General features: G+C 76.0%; 19 protein-coding genes. 11 read left to right on the top strand and 8 right to left on the bottom strand.

Annotated features, from left to right (window positions below; all coding sequences use genetic code 11):
• Positions 1 to 10: 10 nt before the first annotated feature.
• From HNR08_RS15585 to HNR08_RS15600, 4 genes are all read right to left on the bottom strand, one after another.
• Positions 11 to 913, bottom strand: a complete 903-nt coding sequence (locus HNR08_RS15585; protein ID WP_146833506.1) for an amino acid ABC transporter permease — start codon at positions 911 to 913, stop codon at positions 11 to 13.
• The gene (locus HNR08_RS15590) at positions 910 to 1,560 is read right to left on the bottom strand and encodes an amino acid ABC transporter permease (RefSeq protein WP_146833503.1); all 651 of its coding nucleotides are present in this window, start codon (positions 1,558 to 1,560) and stop codon (positions 910 to 912) included. Before HNR08_RS15590 ends, HNR08_RS15585 begins: the two co-directional genes overlap by 4 nt.
• Positions 1,561 to 1,639: 79 nt before the next feature.
• Positions 1,640 to 2,518, bottom strand: coding sequence for a glutamate ABC transporter substrate-binding protein (locus HNR08_RS15595; RefSeq protein WP_146833500.1), 879 nt, complete (start codon positions 2,516 to 2,518; stop codon positions 1,640 to 1,642).
• Positions 2,519 to 2,576: 58 nt separating this feature from the next.
• Entirely contained in the window at positions 2,577 to 3,368 is a 792-nt protein-coding gene (locus HNR08_RS15600; RefSeq protein WP_146833497.1) for an amino acid ABC transporter ATP-binding protein, read from the bottom strand.
• Positions 3,369 to 3,501: 133 nt separating this feature from the next.
• Between HNR08_RS15600 and miaB the strand changes: the two genes are divergently transcribed.
• Positions 3,502 to 5,094 carry a tRNA (N6-isopentenyl adenosine(37)-C2)-methylthiotransferase MiaB gene (miaB, locus tag HNR08_RS15605; protein WP_146833494.1) on the top strand — a complete coding sequence of 531 codons (1,593 nt, stop codon included), beginning with the start codon at positions 3,502 to 3,504 and terminating at the stop codon, positions 5,092 to 5,094.
• A 7-nt stretch (positions 5,095 to 5,101) separates the two neighbouring features.
• On the opposite strand, the gene HNR08_RS15610 is transcribed toward miaB, so the two are convergent.
• Both HNR08_RS15610 and HNR08_RS15615 read right to left on the bottom strand, forming a co-directional pair.
• Positions 5,102 to 5,611 carry a type III secretion system chaperone family protein gene (locus HNR08_RS15610; protein WP_146833491.1) on the bottom strand — a complete coding sequence of 170 codons (510 nt, stop codon included), beginning with the start codon at positions 5,609 to 5,611 and terminating at the stop codon, positions 5,102 to 5,104.
• The gene (locus tag HNR08_RS15615; RefSeq protein ID WP_146833488.1) at positions 5,608 to 6,180 is read right to left on the bottom strand and encodes a type III secretion system chaperone family protein; all 573 of its coding nucleotides are present in this window, start codon (positions 6,178 to 6,180) and stop codon (positions 5,608 to 5,610) included. Before HNR08_RS15615 ends, HNR08_RS15610 begins: the two co-directional genes overlap by 4 nt.
• 192 nt (positions 6,181 to 6,372) lie before the next feature.
• Here HNR08_RS15615 and HNR08_RS15620 point away from each other — a divergent pair, with 192 nt between their 5' ends.
• From HNR08_RS15620 to HNR08_RS15650, 7 genes are all read left to right on the top strand, one after another.
• Positions 6,373 to 6,861, top strand: coding sequence for a type III secretion system chaperone family protein (locus HNR08_RS15620; protein ID WP_146833485.1), 489 nt, complete (start codon positions 6,373 to 6,375; stop codon positions 6,859 to 6,861).
• Positions 6,862 to 6,871: 10 nt separating this feature from the next.
• Complete coding sequence (locus HNR08_RS15625) at positions 6,872 to 8,797, top strand: HSP90 family protein (RefSeq protein ID WP_146833482.1); 1,926 nt, start codon at positions 6,872 to 6,874, stop codon at positions 8,795 to 8,797.
• A 52-nt stretch (positions 8,798 to 8,849) separates the two neighbouring features.
• Positions 8,850 to 10,781 carry a hypothetical protein gene (locus tag HNR08_RS15630; RefSeq protein WP_146833479.1) on the top strand — a complete coding sequence of 644 codons (1,932 nt, stop codon included), beginning with the start codon at positions 8,850 to 8,852 and terminating at the stop codon, positions 10,779 to 10,781.
• A gap of 262 nt (positions 10,782 to 11,043) precedes the next feature.
• Positions 11,044 to 11,751 carry a hypothetical protein gene (locus HNR08_RS15635; protein WP_146833476.1) on the top strand — a complete coding sequence of 236 codons (708 nt, stop codon included), beginning with the start codon at positions 11,044 to 11,046 and terminating at the stop codon, positions 11,749 to 11,751.
• Positions 11,748 to 12,701, top strand: coding sequence for a tRNA (adenosine(37)-N6)-dimethylallyltransferase MiaA (gene miaA / locus HNR08_RS15640; RefSeq protein WP_146833473.1), 954 nt, complete (start codon positions 11,748 to 11,750; stop codon positions 12,699 to 12,701). Before HNR08_RS15635 ends, miaA begins: the two co-directional genes overlap by 4 nt.
• Positions 12,698 to 13,651 carry a diaminopimelate epimerase gene (dapF, locus tag HNR08_RS15645; protein WP_146833470.1) on the top strand — a complete coding sequence of 318 codons (954 nt, stop codon included), beginning with the start codon at positions 12,698 to 12,700 and terminating at the stop codon, positions 13,649 to 13,651. The genes miaA and dapF overlap by 4 nt, the downstream gene beginning before the upstream one ends.
• Before the next feature lie 44 nt (positions 13,652 to 13,695).
• Positions 13,696 to 14,022 (top strand): thioredoxin family protein, encoded by a 327-nt coding sequence (locus HNR08_RS15650; RefSeq protein ID WP_246802916.1) that lies wholly within the window; start codon positions 13,696 to 13,698, stop codon positions 14,020 to 14,022.
• A 16-nt stretch (positions 14,023 to 14,038) separates the two neighbouring features.
• Here the strand turns inward: HNR08_RS15650 and HNR08_RS15655 are convergent, their stop codons facing one another.
• Entirely contained in the window at positions 14,039 to 14,653 is a 615-nt protein-coding gene (locus tag HNR08_RS15655; RefSeq protein WP_146833467.1) for a class I SAM-dependent methyltransferase, read from the bottom strand.
• Positions 14,654 to 14,775: 122 nt separating this feature from the next.
• Here HNR08_RS15655 and hflX point away from each other — a divergent pair, with 122 nt between their 5' ends.
• From hflX to HNR08_RS15670, 3 genes are all read left to right on the top strand, one after another.
• Positions 14,776 to 16,323, top strand: a complete 1,548-nt coding sequence (hflX, locus tag HNR08_RS15660; RefSeq protein ID WP_146833464.1) for a GTPase HflX — start codon at positions 14,776 to 14,778, stop codon at positions 16,321 to 16,323.
• Positions 16,324 to 16,389: 66 nt separating this feature from the next.
• A complete protein-coding gene (locus tag HNR08_RS15665) occupies positions 16,390 to 18,537 on the top strand; it encodes an ATP-dependent DNA helicase (protein ID WP_246802915.1) in 2,148 nt (715 codons plus the stop codon).
• A gap of 128 nt (positions 18,538 to 18,665) precedes the next feature.
• Positions 18,666 to 19,679, top strand: coding sequence for an L-lactate dehydrogenase (locus HNR08_RS15670; RefSeq protein ID WP_146833461.1), 1,014 nt, complete (start codon positions 18,666 to 18,668; stop codon positions 19,677 to 19,679).
• Between the two features lie 30 nt (positions 19,680 to 19,709).
• On the opposite strand, the gene HNR08_RS15675 is transcribed toward HNR08_RS15670, so the two are convergent.
• Positions 19,710 to 20,213, bottom strand: coding sequence for a hypothetical protein (locus tag HNR08_RS15675; RefSeq protein WP_146833458.1), 504 nt, complete (start codon positions 20,211 to 20,213; stop codon positions 19,710 to 19,712).
• Positions 20,214 to 20,257: the final 44 nt, after the last annotated feature.

Genomic DNA, 20,257 nt, shown 5'->3' on the forward strand with positions numbered 1-20,257 from the left:
GCCCGGCCGGTCAGACGGGCCCGCCGCCCCCGGGGCCGGCGGCGAACCCGCCGGCCCCGCCCGGCGCCCCGGGCACCACCGTCGCGTCCCGAGCGGCCCGCCCGGACGTCCGGGTGCTGCGCCCCTGCAACCACACGGCGAGCCGGGTCAGCGAGATGTTGACGACCAGGTAGATCCCCGCGCCCATGAGGAACAGCGCCACGTAGTACTTGTTGCCGAAGTACTGCGCGTTGTTCTGCATGGCCTTGAGCAGCTCGGGGTAGCCGACGATGAACCCGAGCGACGAGTCCTTGAGCAGGACGACGAGCTGCGCGATCAGGCTCGGCAGCATGGTGCGGACGGCCTGGGGGAGCAGCACGAGCAGCAGCGTCTGGGTCCGCGACAGGCCGATGGCGTACGCGGCCTCCGCCTGCCCGCGCGGCAGCGACGCCAGACCGGCCCGCAGGATCTCCGCGATGATCGCCATGTTGTAGACGACGAGCCCGAACACGACCGCCGCGAACGCGTCCCACCCGAACCCGAGCAGCGCGAACAGCATCATGAGCAGCACGGGCAGGCCGCGGAACAGCTCGATGACGACGGTCGCCGGCGCGCGCAGCCACCGGACCCGCGTGGTGCGCCAGACCGCGAGCAGCAGGCCGAGCAGCAGCGCGAGCGGGGCGGCGACGACCGCGGCCCGCAGCGTGGCCCCGAGGCCCTTGACGACCATCGAGGTCCAGACGGCCTCGGCGGTCTGGTTCTTCGGCGGGTCGTACAGCACGTCCCAGCGGTCGGCGCCGAACAGGCCGCGCTGGTCGGCGTACCGGAAGGCCAGGGCCAGCAGGACGACGATCAGCAGGCCGCCGAACACCGACCCGATCCGCTCCCGGCGGCGGGCGACCGGTCCGGGCTCGTCGTAGAGGACGGAGGTCATCGCGCGAACGCCACCTTCCGCTCGAGGATCCCGGCGAGGTACCCCGCCGGGATCGTGATGACCAGGTAGAACAGCGCGACGCTGACGAGCGCCATGATGCTCTCGCTGGGGTTGGCGAGGGCGATGCGCCGGCCGGACGCGAGCAGCTCCACGACCGCGAAGCCGGCGGCGACCGACGTGTTCTTCGTCAGCGCGATCAGCACGTTGATCAGGGGCGGCACCACGGAACGCACGGCCTGCGGCAGGACGACGAGCCCGAGCGTCTGCCCGAACGTGAGCCCGATGGCGCGGGCCGCCTCGGCCTGGCCGACGGGGACGCCGTTGATGCCGGACCGGACCGCCTCGCACACGAACCCCGACGTGTACGCCGACAGCGCGAGCACCGCGGTCCAGAACCCGAGCGGCGGCAGGACGCCGAACTGCGGCGCCACGAACACGAGGAAGAAGAACACCAGCGTGAGCGGCGTGTTCCGCAGGACCTCGACCCACACGACGGCGATTCCGCGCAGCGTCGCCACGGGCGAGACCCGCATCGCGGCGAGCACCGTCCCCGCCGCCAGGGCGATCGCCCCGGAGATGGCGGTGAGCTGCAGGGTGACGCGGAAGCCGCTCAGGTAGGCCGGCAGGTTGTCGGCGATCAGGTCCACGCAGGGTCCTCCACGGACTCGGACGGTGCGGCGCCGCGCGCCCCGGGCGGGGACGCGCGGCGCCGCGCGACGGCGGGCGTCAGTACCGGTCGACGGTGGGCGGCTCGGGCGTCGGCAGCACCGTGCCGGCCGTCGCCTCCCACGCCTCGGTCCAGGTGCCGTCCTCGAACGAGGCCTCCAGGACGTCGTTGATCCACATCCGGAAGTCGGTGTCGTCGAGCGCGAGGCCGATGCCGTACGGCTCCTCGGTGAACGGCTCGCCGCGGACCTCGAACGTCGGGTCGTCGGCCGCGAAGCCGGCGAGGATGACGTTGTCCGTGCTCATCGCGTCGACCTGGCCGCCGCGCAGCGGCTCGAGGCAGTCTGAGTACGCGCCGAACGGCACGACCTCGGTGTCGGGGAAGTTCTCCAGGAGGTTCGCCTCGGGCGTCGAGCCGGAGACGGTGCAGACCTTCTTGCCCGCGAGGTCGTCGGGGCCCTGGATGTCCTCGTTGTCCGCGAGCGTGAGGATCGACTGGCCGGCCTCGTAGTACGGGCCCGCGAACGACACGACCTTCTTGCGCTCGTCGTTGATCGTGTAGGTGGCGATGACGATGTCGACCTGGCCGGAGTCGATGAACGACTCGCGGTTCGCGGAGATGGTCTCGGTCCAGGTGATGCCGTCCTCGGGGATGCCGAGCGCCCCCGCGATGATCTTGCCGATCTCGACGTCGAAGCCCTCCGGGTTGCCGTCGGGCCCGACCAGGCCGAACAGCGGCTGGTCGAACTTGGTGCCGATGGTGATCGAGCCGGCCTCGGCCAGCTCCGCCATCGTCGAGCCCTCGGGGAAGTCGCCGGCCGCGACGTCGGAGACCTCGGGGGTGGTCTCGTCCCCGGTGTCGTCGGATCCGCCGCACGCGGCGAGGGCGAGGACGGCGGCGGCGGTGAGGGCGATCGGTCCTGCGGTGCGGGTTCTCATCGGGCTCTCCTAGCGTCGCGTGTCGGTCGGTGTCGTGTCGTGTCGGTCCGGTCTCGCGTCAGTGGGTGAGGATCTTGGACAGGAAGTCCCGCGCGCGGTCGCTGCGCGGGGCGGTGAAGAAGGTCTCGGGGTCGGCCTCCTCGACGACGGCGCCGCCGTCCATGAAGACGACGCGGTCGGCGGCGCGGCGGGCGAACCCCATCTCGTGGGTCACCACGACCATCGTCATGCCCTCGCCGGCGAGCGCCACCATGACGTCGAGGACCTCGTTGATCATCTCGGGGTCGAGCGCCGAGGTCGGCTCGTCGAACAGCATGACCTTGGGCTCCATGGCCAGGGCGCGGGCGATCGCGACGCGCTGCTGCTGCCCGCCGGACAGCTGCGCGGGCAGCTTGTCGGCCTGGTTCGCGACGCCGACCCGCTCGAGCAGCGCCATCGCCCGCTCCTTCGCGGGGCCGGCGCCGAGCCGGCGCACCTTGCGCAGCCCGAGCGTGACGTTCTGCAGCACGGTGCGGTGGGCGAACAGGTTGAAGGACTGGAACACCATGCCGACGTCGGCCCGCAGCTTCGCGAGCTCCCGCCCCTCGGCGGGCAGCGGCTGCCCGTCGACGGTGATCGTGCCGGACTCGATGGTCTCCAGCCGGTTGATCGTCCGGCACAGCGTCGACTTGCCGCTGCCGGACGGCCCGATGACGACGACGACCTCGCCGCGGCGCACCGTCAGGTCGATGTCCCGCAGCACGTGCAGGTCGCCGAAGTGCTTGTTGACGTGCTCCAGGACGACGAGCGGCTGGCCGCCGTGCGCGGGGCGCGGGGCTGCGGGCGCCGGGGCGGGCTCGGGCTGTGCCATCTCTGGAACGTAAGGGGCGAATGTGACAGGCGCCACCCCTTCGCGTCACAGAAGGGTAACGGCGGAGTCATGTCGGCGTCGGCGGGCCGTCGCCGACGGGGGGCGGGAGATCGCGGACGTACCCTTGTCCGCGATGAGCACGACGACCACGCCCCCCGTCCTCGCCGCCCCCGACGCCCTCGGCACCGCGGCGGGCGCGGCCCCGCGCACCTACCTGGTGAAGACGCTCGGCTGCCAGATGAACGTGCACGACTCCGAGCACATGGCGGGCATGCTCGAGCAGGCCGGGTACGTGGCGGCGACGCCCGAGGCCGCGGCGGCCGAGGAGGCCGACGTCATCGTCATCAACACCTGCGCGGTCCGGGAGAATGCGGCCGACCGGCTGTACGGCAACCTCGGCCGGCTCGCGGGCGCCAAGCGCGCGCGTCCGGGCATGCAGATCGCCGTCGGCGGCTGCCTCGCGCAGAAGGACCGGTCCGGCATCGTCGAGCGGGCGCCCTGGGTGGACGTCGTGTTCGGCACGCACAACCTCGACGTGTTGCCGGTGCTGCTGGAGCGCGCGCGGCACAACCAGGCCGCCGAGGTCGAGATCGAGGAGTCGCTGAAGGTCTTCCCCTCGACGCTGCCGACCCGCCGCGAGTCGGTCTACGCGGGCTGGGTCTCGATCAGCGTCGGCTGCAACAACACCTGCACCTTCTGCATCGTGCCGCACCTGCGCGGCAAGGAGCGGGACCGCCGGCCGGGCGACGTGCTGGCCGAGGTGGCCGCCCTCGTCGACCAGGGCGCCATCGAGGTCACGCTGCTCGGCCAGAACGTCAACTCGTACGGCGTCGAGTTCGGGGACCGCGGCGCGTTCGCGAAGCTGCTGCGCGCCGCCGGCGCCACGCCCGGCCTGGAGCGCCTGCGGTTCACCTCCCCGCACCCGGCCGCGTTCACCGACGACGTCATCGCCGCGATGGCCGAGACGCCGGCGGTGATGCCCAGCCTGCACATGCCGCTGCAGTCCGGCTCGGACCGCATCCTGCGCGCGATGCGCCGGTCGTACCGCTCCGAGAAGTTCCTGGGCATCCTCGACCGGGTGCGCGCGCGGATGCCGCACGCGGCGATCACCACCGACATCATCGTCGGGTTCCCCGGGGAGACCGAGGAGGACTTCGCCGAGACGCTCCGGGTGGTCGAGGCCTCGCGGTTCTCGTCGGCGTTCACGTTCCAGTACTCGCCGCGCCCCGGGACGCCCGCCGCCGACCTGCCGGACCAGCTGCCGAAGGCGGTCGTGCAGGAGCGGTACGAGCGCCTGGTGGCGCTGCAGGACCGGATCGCGCTGGAGGAGATGCGCACCCAGGTCGGCCGCACGGTCGAGGTGCTGCTCGCCGAGGGCGAGGGGCGCAAGGACGGTGCGACGCACCGCCTGTCCGGCCGCGCCGCCGACAACCGGCTCGTGCACCTCGCGCTGCCCGCGGGGCTCGCCGCGGCCGACGCGCCGCGCCCGGGCGACCTCGTCACCGTCGACGTCACGCACGCCGCGCCGCACCACCTGGTCGCGGACTCCGCGGTGCAGGGCGGGTCGTTCGCCGTCCGCCGGACCCGCGCGGGCGACGCGTGGGAGCGCCGGCAGTCGGGCCAGGACGACCACGCGCACGGCGGGTCGGGCGACGCGTGCGGCACGGGCGGCGGCGCCGGGGCGGGCGCGCCCGTGCTGCTGGGCCTGCCGACGATCGGGCGCTGACGCGCGCTCAGACCGTCGGCGGCAGCAGCGTGTCGAACGACGCGAAGCTCTGCACGCCGGTGCCCAGCCCGCAGGAGATGAGCTGGTCGAGCTGCTCGGCCGTCACCCCGTGCTCCAGGTCGGTGGACACCTCGCTGTACACGGCGATCTGGCCCTCCTCCTCGCGGAGGTAGAGCTTCGGCCAGATGCGCTCGCGGTTCCAGTCGTTCAGCGCGAGCGTCACGGCCCGGCGGCTGTCGACCGGGAGCTGGCGGTGCCAGCGCCCGCGGACCTGCAGGATCTCGTGCTGCTCGCCGAGCAGCAGGAACCAGAACCGGGAGTCGTTCCAGACGCCGGTGAGGTCGCCGTCCTCGTCCACCCGGTAGTGGTAGCCGCGCGACGACAGCGCCGACGCCACCCGGTCCCGGGTGAGGGGCGTCGGGCGGGCCTGCAGCGGGACCCGGCGCTCGGGCGTCGCCGCGGCGGACCGGGTGGCGAGCACCCGGGACAGCCAGCCGGGGGTGCGGGGCTCGGTCACGGGGCCACCGCCGCGGGGTCGGGGTACAGCTCGTCGATCGCGTCGAAGAACGTGCTCGACGTGGACAGCCCGCAGAACAGGATCTGGCTGAGCTGCGCGTCGGTCGCCCCGTGCTCGAGGTCGGTCGACACCTCCGCGACGACGTGCACCATGCCGTTGTCCCGCACCCGCACGTACGCCTTCGGCCAGATGCGCTCGGCGTTCCACTCCGCGCAGGCGTCGAGCACCTCCTCGAGGCGCTCGATCGCGATCTCCCGGTTCCACTGCCCGCGGACCTGGAGGATCTCCTTGTCGTCGCCGAACAGGAAGAAGTAGAACAGCCGGCCGCGCCACAGGCCGCCGAGGTCGCCGTCGTCGTCGGTGAAGTAGTGGAAGTCGTTGCGCTCGAACCAGCGCACGATCCGGTCGGCCGACAGGGGGGTGGGGCGGCCGTCGTCGACGGTCACCGCGCCGTCGCTGCCGCCGCGCAGGCCCGCGCGACCGGGGTTCGCGGGCACCGGTCCGGTCTCGTGGCCGCGCGCGGGGCGGTCGGCTCCGCGGCGTGGGCGACGGTTCCGGAACAGACCCATGCGCCAACCCTACCCGCGGGCGCGCGCGGCGCCAGGGCGGGCGTGCGGGCGCACGGGTCGGTGCCCCGGACCGGCCACGGTGTCGGCGCGGGGGCTTAGGCTCGACCCCGACGCGCGCCGCCACGGCGCCGTCACCTGCACGGATGCCAGCCGTGCGGGCGCCCGCCGCCCGCACCGAGGACGAGGACGGACATGGGCTTCTTCACCAAGCCGGACGCCGCGGGCGCCGCGGCCGGACCCGAGCCGCTGTCGCACGAGCGGATCACCGCCGTGCTGGACGCGCGCGACATGAAGTACGGCGTCGACGACGACGGCGACATCGGCGGGTACTGGGACGGGCACCTCTTCTACTTCTTCCGGATCGGCGGCCAGCAGGAGTACCTGCAGGTGCGCGGCCGGTGGAACCGGAAGGTCGGCCTCGACCAGTACGCCCGCGTGGTGGACCTCGTGAACACCTGGAACTCCGAGAAGCTGTGGCCGAAGGGCTACGTGCGCGCCGAGGACGACGTCGTGGGCGTGTACGCCGAGCACACGGTCGACTACGAGCACGGCGTGACCGACCAGCAGATCGACCTGCACCTCGCGTGCGGCATCACGACGGCGCTCAGCCTGTTCGAGCAGCTGGACGAGGCGTACCCGGCCGAGGCCGCGCTCGCCAAGGCCGAGTACGAGAGCGAGTGACGCACCGCCGATGACGGACCCCGCCGGCCGGGCGTTCCAGGTCGACCTGCACGGCGTGGTCGACCTGCTCGCCCGGCACCTGTACTCCGGGCCGCGCGTCTACCTGCGCGAGCTGCTGCAGAACGGCGTCGACGCCATCACCGCGCGCCGGGCGGCCGACCCCGGCTGCCCGGCGACGGTGCGGCTGCGCCCGCTCCCGGACGGCTCGCTCGCGGTCGTCGACTCCGGGATCGGGCTGACCCGCGCCGAGGCGGAGGAGCTGCTCGCGACCGTCGGGCGGTCGTCGAAGCGCGACCTGGACCTCGGGCTGGGGCGCGAGGAGTTCCTCGGGCAGTTCGGCATCGGCCTGCTGTCGGCGTTCATGGTCGCGGACGAGATCGAGCTCGTGTCCCGGTCCGCCCGCGACCCGGGCGCGCCCGCCGTGCGGTGGACCGGGCGCGCCGACGGGTCCTACGACCTCGTGGAGCTGCCGGGCGCCGACGTCGCGCCCGGCAGCACCGTGCGGCTGCGGCCCCGGCGGGACCTGGAGCACTGGCTCGCGGGGGAGACCGTCGCGGCGCTCGCGGCGGAGTTCGGGTCGCTGCTGCCGGTGGACGTGGCGGTGGAGGTGCCGCTGGGGGTCGGGCCGGTGCCCCACGCGCCGGCATCCGACGCGCCCTGGCCCGCCGACGGCTCGCCCCGGCCCGGGCACGTCTGGCGCCGCGTCACCGCCCCCGACCTGCCGTGGGCGCGGACGCACGCCGACGAGGCCGAGCGCACCCGGGCGCTGACCCGGTACTGCGAGGAGACCTTCGGGTTCACCCCGCTCGCGCACCTCGACCTGGAGGTGCCGCTCGCCGGGGTCACGGGCGTGGCGTTCCTGCTGCCCGCCGCGGTGCCGCCCGGCGGCGGCGGGACGCACCGCGTGTCCCTCAAGCGGATGCTGCTCGGCGCGCGGGTCGAGGGGCTGCTGCCGGACTGGGCGTTCTTCGTGCGCTGCGCGATCGACGCGTCCGGCCTGCGTCCCACCGCCTCCCGCGAGCAGCTCTACACCGACGAGGTGCTGCTGGCCACGCAGGAGGCGCTCGCCGCCCAGGTGCGCGCCTGGACGCTGCGCACCCTGGAGTCCGGCACCGCGCTGGCCCGGCAGTTCGTGGCGACGCACCACCTCGCGGTGCGCTCGCTGGCGCTGACCGACGACACGATGCTCGACCTGGCCGCGCGGATCCTGCCGTACGAGACCACCGACGGGACGCTGACCCTCGCCGAGGTGGCGGCCGAGCACGGCCGGGTCGTGTACGCGCCGACCCTCGAGGACTACAAGCGGATCGCGCCCGTGGCCCGCGCCCAGGGCGTCGCGGTGGTGAACGCCGGGTACGTGTACGACGCCGACCTGCTGGCCCGGCTCGGCGCGCGGTCCCGGCTCGGGGTCGAGGTCCGCCCGCTCGGCGCCGGGGACATCGCCCAGGTGCTCGCGCCGGTCGCCCCCGAGCGCGAGCTGGCCACCCTCGACGCCGTGCGCGCCGCCGGGGACGTTCTGCGCCCGCTGGACTGCGAGCCGCTGCTGCGCACGTTCGAGCCCGCCGACCTGCCCGCCGTCCTCCTGCACGACCGGGACGGCGAGCACCAGCGCGACCTGCGCGCCGCGATGGCCGCCGCCGACGACGTGTGGAGCGACGTGCTCGCCGGGTTCGCCGCGCCCGCCGCCGCGCGGCAGCTCGTCCTCAACGACGCGAACCCGCTGGTGCGGGACCTGCTGGGCGCGCCGCCCGGCGAGGTCGCGGCCGCCGGCCTGCGGTCGCTGTACGTCTCGGCGCTGCTGCTCGCGGGCGAGCCGCTGCGGGCGCGGGACGCCGAGCTGATGTCCGGCTCCCTGGCGGTGCTGCTGCGCGCCGGGCTGGCCGGGGGCACCCACGACGACGCGGCCGGGGGACCGGCCGGGGAGGAGCAGGCGTGATCACACCCCACGCCACCACTCGCTGCGCTCGCGCTGACGAGGGGACCCGGAGATGAGCCGCACGCTGGACGAGGCGAACCAGGAGATCACCCGGGTACGGCAGATGCCGTACGGGCTCGCGCGCACCCAGGCCGCCGAGCGGCAGGTGCGGCTCGTGGACGCCGAGGGCCCCGACGCCGCCCGGGCGTACGCGCTCGGCACGCTCGTCGAGGCGTACCAGTGGGGCGGGGAGGTCGACCGGTCGTTCGTCGCGTTCGCCCGGCTGCTGCGCTGGTGGGACGAGCACCCCGAGCAGTTCGACGACGCGGACCGGCACAGCCTGTTCTGGTCGTTCAAGTGGATGGTCAGCGGCCTCGCGGACTTCCCGACGGTGCCGGCCGAGCAGATCGACCGCACGCTCGCCGACATGGAGCGGCGGTACGCCCTGGCCGGCAACGGGATGGACGCCGTCGCCTACGAGCGGTTCGCCTGGGCCCGGCAGCGCGGCGCCGCGGACGCCGAGGCGGCCTACCAGGCGTGGGTCGCCACCCCGCGGGACGCGTACTCGCAGTGCGAGGCGTGCGACCCCGGCGACCGCGCCGCCTGGCTGCTGGCGACCGACCGCGTCGACGAGGGGATCCGGCTCATCGAGCAGACCCTCGCCCAGGACCCGTCGTGCGCCTCCGAGCCCGCCGACATGCTGTCCTACCTCGCCGAGGCCTACCTGGAGACCGGACGGCCCCGGGACGCCGCGCGCACCCACCGGCGGGCCGTCGCCGCGCTCGCGGAGGCGGAGTCCGACATGGTCGGCGCCCGCGGCCGGCGCATCCGGCTGCTGGCCCGCGGCGGGCAGGTCGACCGGGCGCTGCGCGCGATCGAGGCCGACCAGCAGTACCTCACGGGCGGGGACACGCCCTACTCCCGGCTGGCCTTCGCCCGGCTGGTCGGTGCCGCGACCCACGTGCTGCGGGACGCCCACGGGGACCGTTCGCTGCGGCTCGCGACCGTGCCCGCCGCCACCGTCGCGGAGCTGGACGACTGGCTGCGGGCGCAGGCCGAGACGCTCGCCGCGCAGTTCGACGCCCGGAACGGGACGACCGCGGAGGCCGAGTCGGTCGCCCGGGCGTGGCGGACCCGGCCCGCGGACGAGGTGCTGGACCTGGACGTGCTGCCGCGAGGGCTGGACCGGCCTTCCGGGGCGGCGCCCGCGCCCGCGGCGCCCGCCGCCTCGCACGCCGCACCGCCCGTGACGCCGGACGCGCTGCTCGCCGAGGCCGAGCGGCTCGCGGCCGCGGGCGACCAGGAGGCCGCCGCCGGGGCGTACCTGGACGCCGCCGTCGCCGCCGAGGGCGCCGGACTGCTGGTCGAGTCGGGCTTCGCGTACGCCGAGGCGGCGCACTGCGCCCAGGTGCTCGGGGACGACGACGGCGCCGCCTCCGGGTACGCCGCCGCGGTCGCCCGGCTGCGGGCCGGCGCCGTCGCGCCGACGGTCGCCGCGCCGGTGGTCGTCGCGTGGGCCGCGGCCGCCGCCGTCACCGGGGACGCCGAGGTCGTGCTGGCCGAGGCGGACCGGCTGCTGGCCGCGCTCGGCGCCGCACCGGTGCCCGCCGACGACCTCGACCCGGCGCTCGCCGCACGGGAGCAGGGCGCCGTCCGCCGCGCCTCCGCCGACCTCGACGACGCCGCCGCCCGGCTGCTCGCGACCCTGGGTGGCCCCGAGCGGGACGGCGCTGGTGCCGAGCGCGCGCAGCGGGCCGCCGAGGCGTACGCCGGCCTCGGGGCGCTCGCGGACGCCGCGCACGCGTTCTGGCTGGCCGGGCGGCTGCACGACCAGCTGGGGCACGTGGACGAGGCCGTGTGGAACCTGGAGTCCGCGATGGAGGGCTTCGCCGCGGCCCGCCGGCGGGACCCGCACGGCGAGGTGGCGAACGCGCTGGTCGACGTCCTGCGCCGCTCGGGGCAGGAGGCCCGCGCCGACGACCTGGCCCGCACCCTCACGTCCTGACCCCGTGGGGCCCTGCCCCCGCCGGGACCGGCCGCCGGTGCGCCCGCGCCCCGGTGCCCTGTGCTCAGCGCGTCGTCGGTTGGGCAGCGCGTCGTCGGGTGGGCAGCGGCGAGATCGGTGGTCCGCGCCGAGATCGGTCGCCGGACGGACCGATCTCGGCGGGACGTGCCGATGTCGGCGAGCCTGGTGCGCCGGCGCCGGCGTCGGGGTCGGAGCCCGCGCGGGTGTCCGGGGAGCGGGCGCGGCGGGATACCGTCGGAGGGTGAGTCCGGCCGTGGTGTTCCTGCCCGACACCGCCCTGCTCGTCCCCGGGGCGGCCGGCCGGGCGGACCCCGCGGCCGCGCTGCGCGAGGCGGCCGTCGCCGCGGTCCGGGAGGCGTCCGGCGTCACCGACGGGCCCGTGCTGGTCGTCGCCCCCGCGCGCCGGGCCCGCACGATCGCCCACCCGGTCGCGACCGGGCTCGGCGCCACCGGCCTCGCCGCGCCGTCCGGGCCCGACCGCCCCGCCGCGCGCGCCGACGTCCCCGCCTCCGTCGCGCTCGTGCTGCTGCGCGCCGCCGCCGTGTCGGCCCCGGTGGACGTGGTCGAGGTGCCGCGCGCGGCCGCCGAGGTCCCGGTGCTCCCGCCGGGTGCCGCGCTGCTCGTGGTCGTCGGGTCGCCCAGCGCCCGGCAGGGCGTCGACGCTCCGCTGGCGGAGGACCCCCGCGCCGCCGAGGTGGACGCCGCGCTGCTCGCCGGCCTGGCCGGCGGCCCGGCCGCGCTCGCGTCGGCGCTGGTCGCGCTCGGCCCGCGGGACGCCGCCGCGCTCGCGGTGTCCGGGTGGGCGCCGTGGTCCGCGGCGCTCGCCGCCCTGGGCGATGAACCGGTCCGCGTCGCCGCGCACGTCCCCGCCGTCGTCGCCGGCGCCCCGCACTGCGTGACCGCGTGGCTGCCGGCCCGACCCGAGAACCACCCCGAGGAGACCCGTTGACCCTCGTCGTCGCCGTCGTCGGCCCGACCGCGACCGGCAAGTCCGACCTGGGCGTGGCCCTGGCCGAGCACCTGGGGGGCGAGGTGGTGAACGCCGACGCGCTGCAGCTCTACCGCGGCCTGGACATCGGCACCGCCAAGCTCACCGTCCCGGAGCGCCGCGGGGTGCCGCACCACCTGCTCGACGTGCTCGAGCCGGACGAGGACGCCTCGGTGGCCTCGTACCAGGCGGACGCCCGCGCGGCGGTGGCCGGCATCGCCGCGCGCAGGCACCGGCCGGTCGTCGTCGGCGGGTCCGGCCTGTACGTGCGCGCGCTGCTCGACCGCATCGAGTTCCCGGGCACCGACGCGGAGGTCCGCGCGCGGCTGGAGGAGCGGGTCGAGGCGGAGGGTGCGCGGGCCCTGCACGCGGAGCTCGAGCGGCTGGACCCGGTCGCGGCCGAGGGCATCGGCCCCCGGAACGCCCGGCGCATCGTGCGGGCGCTGGAGGTCATCGCGCTGACCGGCCGGCCGTACTCCGCGAACCTGCCGGGGCACGACTACGCGGTCCCGGCCGTGCAGATCGGCCTGGACTGCGACCGGGCGGTGCTGGACGAGCGGGTGCTGGCCCGGGTGGACCGGATGTGGGCGGCCGGGCTGGTCGAGGAGGTCCGCGGCCTGCGGGACCGGATCGGGCGGACGGCGTCGCGCGCGGTCGGGTACGCGGAGGTGCTCGCGATGCTCCGGGGCGGGCTCACGGAGGACGAGGCCCGCGCGCAGGTGGTCGCGGGGACCCGCCGGCTGGCGCGCAAGCAGATGGGCTGGTTCGGCCGGGACCCGCGGGTGCACTGGCTGGACGCGCGCGACCCGGACCTCGTGGACCGGGCTCTCGCGCTGGTGGCGGACGCCGACGCCGGGGCCCTCGGCCTCGCCACGGACGACCCGGCTCCGCGCCGTAGTCTGGGGTCATGACCGCCCCCGTCGCCCCCGAGACCGCCGCGCGCACGCTGCACGCCACCAAGGGGCACGGCACCCAGAACGACTTCGTGCTGCTGGACGGCCGCACCGGCGTCGACCTCGGTGCGGACCTGGTCCGGGCGCTGGCCGACCGTCGCGCGGGCATCGGCGGCGACGGGGTGATCCGCCTCGTGGCGAGCGCCGACCTGCCGGAGGGCGCGGCCGTGCTGGCGGAGGACGCCGCGGCGACGTGGTTCATGGACTACCGGAACGCGGACGGCTCGATCGCGGAGATGTGCGGCAACGGCGTCCGCGTGGTCGCCGCGTACGCGCGGTCGCTCGGCCTGTGGGACCCCGCCGACGGCGAGCTCGTGCTCGGCACCCGCGCGGGCGTGCGCCGGGTGCGCGAGGTCGAGGGGCCCGCGGGCGAGCTCTGGTACGCCGTCGACATGGGCACCTGGTTCCTGCCGGGCGGGGAGCAGGCGGCAGCGGACGGGTTCGACGCGCAGGTGGCCGTCGCCGGCCTGGACGTGCCGCGCCCGGCGCTCAGTGTCGACCTCGGCAACCCGCACACGGTCCTGGCGCTCGCGGGCGAGGCGGAGCTCGACGCCGCCGACCTCACGCGCGCCCCGGCCGTCGAGCCGGTGCCGCCGCACGGCACGAACGTCGAGCTGGTCGTGCCGCTCGGCGAGGAGCGCGACGCCGACGGCGCGGCGCTGGGCCGGGTGCGGATGCGGGTGCACGAGCGCGGCGTGGGGGAGACCCGCTCGTGCGGGACCGGCGCGTGCGCCGCGGCGCTCGCGGTCCGCGCGTGGGCCGGCCCGCAGGCGCCGGACGTGTGGCTCGTGGACGTGCCGGGCGGGACCGTGCGGGTGAGCGTCCTCGCGGACGGGCACGTCGAGCTCGCCGGCCCGGCGGTGCTCGTCGCGGACCTCGACGTCGACCCCACCGCGCTCGCGGGCTGACCGGCCGGGGAACACCCGCGGCCCGCCCCGGCGTTCGACCTGGCGTGACCACCGACGCCCTGCCGCTCGACGCCGCCGCCCTCGGCGCGCCCCTGGGGGCCGCCGCGACGTTCGTGCAGCTGTCCTCGGGGTTCTGCGCGCCGTGCCGGGCGACCCGTCGCGTGCTGGAGCGCGTGGTGGCGACCGGGGACGGCGTCGCGCACGTCGAGGTGGACGTCGCCGACCGCGCCGACCTGGCCGCCCGGTTCGCCGTCACCGAGACCCCGACGGTCGTCGTGCTCGACGCGGCGGGCGTCCCGGTCGCGCGCGCCACCGGCGTGCCGAGCCTCGCGCAGGCCCGGGCGGCCGTCGCAGCGCTCGCGCGCCCCTGAGCCGGCGCAGCGCGCCTCAGCCCGCGGCGACCACCCGCAGCACCCGGAACCCCCGCGCCGTCGCCACCCGGTCGACGGCGGCGACCCCCGCGAGCTCGTCGGCTAGCCACCGCAGCAGCGAGTCGGACCCGAGGTTCTTCGCCACCACCAGGTACGCCTCGCCGCCCGGCACCAGCCGGCGCAGCCACTGCCGCAGCATCGCGTGCAGCGTCTCCTTGCCCACCCGGATCGGCGGGTTCGACCAGATCGCGGCGAACCGCACGTCGTCCGGCACGTCCTCGGGGCGCACCGCGCGCAGCCCGTCCAGCCCGAGCCCGGCCGCGTTCCGCCGGGTGAGGTCCAGCGCGCGCTCGTTGACGTCGACGGCCCAGACGCGCGCGTGCGGGGCGAGCAGCCCGAGGCTGAGCGCGACGGGCCCCCAGCCGCAGCCGAGGTCGAGCAGGTCGCCGTCGCGCGGCGGGTCGGGCACGTGCCGCAGCAGCACGTCGGTGCCGGCGTCCAGGTGGTCGGGGGAGAACACCCCGCCCGCGGTCTCGACCGTGACGTCGCGGCCCGCGAGGTGCACGGTGCGCGTGCGGCGCTCGTCGGGGGACGCGGGCTCGGCGGTGAAGTAGTGCTCGGTGCCGGTCACGACCGCGACCCTACCGGGCGTCCGCCGGTGGCGAATTGCCTCGCGTCGGCCCTCCCGGCGCGCGACACTGGTACGCGGGCGCCGACGACGGACCGCCCGATCCCCGACCGCGAAGGAACCGCGTGAACGACCCCCAGAACCCCACGACGCGCGAGCAGGACGCCCAGGAGACCGCCGTGGACGCGCAGCAGGCCGAGCGCGACGCCCAGCGGGTCGCCGACGACGTCGTGGCACGCGTGCTCGCGCGGGCGGGCACCGCGGTCCACGAGGGCGCGACCGTCCACACGGCCCACGACGGCGAGCAGCTCGACCTGGAGGAGCGCACGTCGCTGCGCCGGGTCGCGAACCTGTCCACCGAGCTCCAGGACGTCACCGAGGTCGAGTACCGGCAGCTGCGCCTCGAGCGCGTCGTGCTGGTCGGGCTCTGGGGCTCCGGCACCCAGGAGTCCGCGGAGATCTCGCTGCGCGAGCTCGCGGCGCTGGCGGAGACCGCCGGCTCCGAGGTGCTCGACGGCCTGCTGCAGCGCCGGCACACCCCGGACCCGGGCACGTACCTCGGCTCCGGCAAGGCCGCCGAGCTCGCGGGCGTCGTCGCGGCGGTCGGCGCGGACACCGTGGTCGTCGACGGCGAGCTCGCCCCGTCCCAGCGCCGCGCGCTGGAGGACGTGGTCAAGGTCAAGGTCGTCGACCGGACGGCGCTGATCCTCGACATCTTCGCCCAGCACGCCAAGTCCCGGGAGGGCAAGGCGCAGGTGGAGCTCGCGCAGCTCGAGTACCTGCTCCCGCGCCTGCGCGGCTGGGGCGAGTCGATGTCCCGGCAGGCCGGTGGCCAGGTCGGCGGCGCCGGTGCGGGCATGGGCTCCCGCGGTCCCGGTGAGACGAAGATCGAGCTGGACCGCCGGCGCATCCGCAACCGGATGGCGAAGCTCCGCCGCGAGATCGCCGCGATGGAGCCGGCCCGGCAGACCAAGCGGGCGTCGCGGAAGAAGAACGCGATCCCGTCCGTCGCGATCGCCGGGTACACCAACGCCGGCAAGTCCTCGCTGCTCAACCGCCTGACCGACGCCGGCGTGCTGGTGGAGAACGCGCTGTTCGCCACCCTGGACCCGACCGTCCGGCGCGCGCAGGCCGCGGACGGCCGCGTGTACACGCTCGCGGACACCGTCGGGTTCGTGCGGAACCTGCCGCACCAGCTCGTCGAGGCGTTCCGGTCCACCCTGGAGGAGGTCGCGGACGCCGACCTCGTCCTGCACGTCGTGGACGCGTCGCACCCGGACCCCGAGGGGCAGATCGCCGCCGTGCGGCACGTGTTCGCGGACATCCCGGGCGCCATGGACGTGCCCGAGATCATCGTCCTGAACAAGGCCGACCTCGCGGAGCCCGAGGCGCTGGCGCGGCTGCGGTCGCGGGAGCACGGGGCGGTCGTCGTCTCGGCGCACACCGGCGAGGGCGTCGACGCGCTGCAGGCCGTCATCGCGGACCAGCTGCCGCGCCCGGGCGTGACCGTCGACGTGGTGATCCCGTACGACCGCGGCGACCTGGTGCACCGGGTGCACGAGACGGGCGAGATCGACGCCGAGGAGCACACGCCGCACGGCACCGCGCTGCGCGGCCGGGTGGACGCGGGCCTCGCGTCGGAGCTGACGGCCGCGGCGGTCCAGGTCCGGTAGCCCGCCGGCCGGGCCGCGGCCGGGCGCGCGGCCCGCCGTGTCCCCGGCGGCGACTACCCTGTCCGGGTGCCCGATCCCGCCCCCGACGTCGACCACCTGCTCGACGTGGCGGTGGCGGCCCTGGGCGGGTCGCCGCGCGAGGGCCAGCTCCGGATGGCGCGCGAGGTCGCGGGCGCGATCGAGCGGGGCGAGCACCTCATGGTGCAGGCCGGCACCGGCACCGGGAAGTCGCTCGGCTACCTGGTGCCCTCGGTCCGGCACGCGGTGCTCGCGGAGGAGCGCGTCGTCGTGTCCACCGCGACCCTGGCGCTCCAGCGCCAGGTGATGACCCGCGACCTCCCGCTCGTCGCCGACGCACTCGCGCCCGAGCTGCCGCGCAGGCCCCGGATCGCGCTGCTCAAGGGCTGGCACAACTACGTCTGCGTGCACAAGACCGCGGGCGGCTACCCGCCGGACGACCAGGGCATGCTGTTCGACCTGGGGGACCACGGCGCGGCCGAGCACCCCGCGACGACAGAGGCACCCGACGCGCCGGAGGGCGGGACGCCCGAGAAGGAGCCGCTCGGCGCCCAGGTCGTCCGGCTGCGGGAGTGGGCCGAGGCGACCGACTCGGGCGATCGGGACGACCTGGTCCCCGGCGTCACCGACCGCGCCTGGCGGCAGGTGTCCGTGACCTCGCTGGAGTGCCTGGGGCAGCGGTGCCCGATGCTGGAGGAGTGCTTCCCGGAGCGCGCCCGGGCCGCCGCGCGCGCCGCCGACGTCGTCGTCACGAACCACGCGATGCTCGGCGTCGCCGCGTCCGGCTCGCCGAACGTCCTGCCCGAGCACCAGGTGCTCGTGGTCGACGAGGCGCACGAGCTCGCGGACCGGGTCACGGCGCAGTCGACGGCCGAGATGTCCGTCGGCGCGGTCGAGCACGCCGGGCGGATGGCGCGCCGGCACGGGGGCGTCGCGACGACCGAGCTCGACGGCGCCGCGGCCGCGCTCGGCGCCGCCCTGATCCACCTGCCGGAGGGGAGGTTCGCGGACGGCCTGCCCGAGGGCACCCGGTCCGCCGTCGCGATGGTGCGGGACGCCGCGCGCGGGCTGCTGACGGCGCTGCGGCCCGAGAAGCCGGCGTCGGGCGAGGCCGCGCCCGCCGACTCGGGTCTGAAGATCGCGTCGTCGGCGGTCCTCGCCCTGTTCGAGGTCGCCGACCGCATGGCCGCCGACGCCGACGACCAGAGGTACACCGTGCTGTGGTGCTCGCGCGGCGAGCGGGACGGCGCCACCCGGATCTACGCGGCGCCCCTCGCGGTGAACGGGCTCATCCGCACGCACCTGCTGTCCGGCCGGGCCTCGGTGCTCACCTCCGCGACCCTCAGCCTCGGCGGGGAGTTCCGGTCGATGGCGCGGGCGATCGGCCTCGAGGGCGCGGGGGAGGCCGCCGCGGCGACCGCCTCCGCCGCGACCACGGCCCTCGCGGCGCCGGGCGGGAGCGAGGGCACCACCCCGGCCGCCGGGGCGGCAGCATCCGGCTCCGGCTCGTCCGCCGCCACGACGACGCTGCCGTGGCACGGGGTCGACGTCGGGAGCCCGTTCGACTACCCCCGCCAGGGCATCCTCTACATCGCCCGCCGCCTGCCGCCGCCGGGCCGCGAGCCCGCCACCGACGCGCAGCTCGACGAGATCGCGGAGCTGGTCACCGCGGCCGGCGGCCGCACCCTCGGGCTGTTCTCGTCCCGGCGGGCCGCGGTGGCCGTCGGCGAGGCCATGCGCGAGCGGCTCGACGTCCCCGTGCTCGTGCAGGGCGAGGACCAGCTCCCCACCCTGGTGCGCCGGTTCGCGGAGGACGAGGCCACCTGCCTGTTCGGGACGCTCTCGCTCTGGCAGGGCGTCGACGTGCCCGGGCGGTCGAACCAGCTCGTGCTCATCGACCGGATCCCGTTCCCGCGCCCGGACGACCCGGTCCGCTCGGCCCGTTCCGAGGCGGTCGCCGCGGCGGGCGGCAACGGGTTCATGTCGGTGGCCGCGACGCACGCGGCGCTGCTGCTCGCCCAGGGCGCGGGACGCCTGATCCGCTCCGTGGACGACCGCGGCGTGGTGGCCGTGCTCGACCCGCGCCTCGCGACGGCCCGGTACGGCGAGTTCCTGGCCCGGTCGCTGCCGGCGTTCTGGCGCACCACCGACCGTGAGGTCGCCCTCGGGGCGCTGCGCCGGCTCGCCGCGGCGTGACGCGGCTCGCACCTGCGCCGGCGCGACGCGCGGCGCAGCGGGCGCGCGGGTGCGCCCCGGCCCGTTAGCCTCGTGAGCAGCGCGCCGACCGGCGCCGACGCAGCCGCAGCACCACCGGGAGGACCGCCGTGAGCGAGCAGACGAACGACGTCGAGGGCGACGAGCTCGGCCTTGCCGGGAGCGGGGCGTCGCCGCGGCGCACCACCAAGCTCGCCGTCGTCGGCGCCGGCGCGGTCGGGTCGACGATGGCGTACGCGGCGCTCATGCGGGGCGCCGCCCGCAGCGTCGTGCTCTACGACATCAACAAGGCGAAGGTCGAGGCCGAGGCGCTGGACCTCGGGCACGGCATCCAGTTCATGCCGATGGCCGAGGTGATCGGCTCCGACGACATCGCCGCCTGCGCGGACGCCGACGTCGTCATGGTGACCGCCGGCGCCAAGCAGAAGCCCGGGCAGACCCGCATCGACCTGGCCGAGGCGACGATCTCCCTGGTGAAGAAGATCCTGCCCTCGCTGGTCGAGGTCGCGCCGAACGCGGTCTACGTCATGGTGACCAACCCGGTCGACATCGTGACCTACGCGTCGCTGCGGGTCTCGGGCCTGCCGCCGACGCAGCTGTTCGGCTCCGGCACCGTGCTGGACTCCTCGCGGCTGCGGTACCTCATCGCGCAGTACACGGGCGTCGCGGTGCAGAACGTGCACGCCTACATCGCGGGCGAGCACGGCGACACCGAGCTGCCGCTGTGGTCCTCCGCGACGATCGGCGGCGTGCCGCTGCTCGACTGGAACGCGATGGAGGGGCACGTCCCGCTCACGCACGAGGTCCGCGAGTCGATCGCCCGCGAGGTCGTGGACTCCGCCTACCGGATCATCGCCGGCAAGGGCGCGACCAACTACGCCGTGGCGCTGGCCGGGTCCCGGATCATCGAGGCGATCATGAAGGACGAGCGCCGGATCCTGCCGGTGTCGTCGCTGCTCGACGGCTACCACGGCATCAGCGACGTGTGCCTGTCCGTGCCGTCGGTGGTCGGCCGCGGCGGCGTGGGCGAGCGGCTGCAGGTGCCGATGTCGACCGACGAGCTGGCGGGCCTGCGCCGGTCCGCGGAGTCGCTGCGCGCCGTCGCGCGCCGCTTCGGGCTCTGACGCGGGCTGCCTCGCCCGGCCCCGCCGGGGTCAGTGCAGGACCAGCTTGAGGGCCAGCACGACGCCGCCGAACGCGCCCGAGATCGCGGCCTCGCCCACCAGGGCGAGGCCGCGCGCCCCGGCGAGGTAGGCGACCAGCGCGCCGCCGGCGACGAGCATCACCACGGTGAACACCAGGGCGGCCACGGCCGCGTCGGTGACGTCGGCGCCGACCGCGCGCGCCAGCAGGAACACCAGCAGCGGCGGGAGCGACCCCAGCAGGACTCCGGTGCTCTCCCGCAGCGCCGTCATGAGCCGCTGACCCGTGTGGTGGTCGCGGTCCTCGAGGCGCCCGCCGACGGCGTCGACGTACACGTGCGCCAGCCAGTACGTGATGATCACCGCCGTGGTGGCCACCGCCACGATGTCGTTGGACTCGGCGTGCAGGCTGGTGACCGCGAGCATCGCCGCCGACACGATCGCGCCGTACAGCAGGTCGGGTGCGTCCTTGCCCAGCAGGAACCGCGTGACCCGCTCGACGCGGGGTGCCGGCATCGTGGGCCTCCGTCCCTGGGCGCGTGGCGGGCGTCAGCGAGCGT

The sequence above is a fragment of the Cellulomonas hominis genome (genome assembly GCF_014201095.1).
Taxonomy (GTDB): Bacteria; Actinomycetota; Actinomycetes; order Actinomycetales; family Cellulomonadaceae; genus Cellulomonas; species Cellulomonas hominis.

Bases quoted from the DNA above. Each gene is read 5' to 3' on its own strand.
- HNR08_RS15585 (WP_146833506.1), bottom strand. From the start codon at position 913: ATGACCTCCGTCCTCTACGACGAGCCCGGACCGGTCGCCCGCCGCCGG.
- HNR08_RS15595 (WP_146833500.1), bottom strand. From the start codon at position 2,518: ATGAGAACCCGCACCGCAGGACCGATCGCCCTCACCGCCGCCGCCGTC.
- HNR08_RS15600 (WP_146833497.1), bottom strand. From the start codon at position 3,368: ATGGCACAGCCCGAGCCCGCCCCGGCGCCCGCAGCCCCGCGCCCCGCG.
- miaB (WP_146833494.1), top strand. From the start codon at position 3,502: ATGAGCACGACGACCACGCCCCCCGTCCTCGCCGCCCCCGACGCCCTC.
- HNR08_RS15615 (WP_146833488.1), bottom strand. From the start codon at position 6,180: ATGGGTCTGTTCCGGAACCGTCGCCCACGCCGCGGAGCCGACCGCCCC.
- HNR08_RS15620 (WP_146833485.1), top strand. From the start codon at position 6,373: ATGGGCTTCTTCACCAAGCCGGACGCCGCGGGCGCCGCGGCCGGACCC.
- HNR08_RS15625 (WP_146833482.1), top strand. From the start codon at position 6,872: ATGACGGACCCCGCCGGCCGGGCGTTCCAGGTCGACCTGCACGGCGTG.
- HNR08_RS15630 (WP_146833479.1), top strand. From the start codon at position 8,850: ATGAGCCGCACGCTGGACGAGGCGAACCAGGAGATCACCCGGGTACGG.
- dapF (WP_146833470.1), top strand. From the start codon at position 12,698: ATGACCGCCCCCGTCGCCCCCGAGACCGCCGCGCGCACGCTGCACGCC.
- HNR08_RS15675 (WP_146833458.1), bottom strand. From the start codon at position 20,213: ATGCCGGCACCCCGCGTCGAGCGGGTCACGCGGTTCCTGCTGGGCAAG.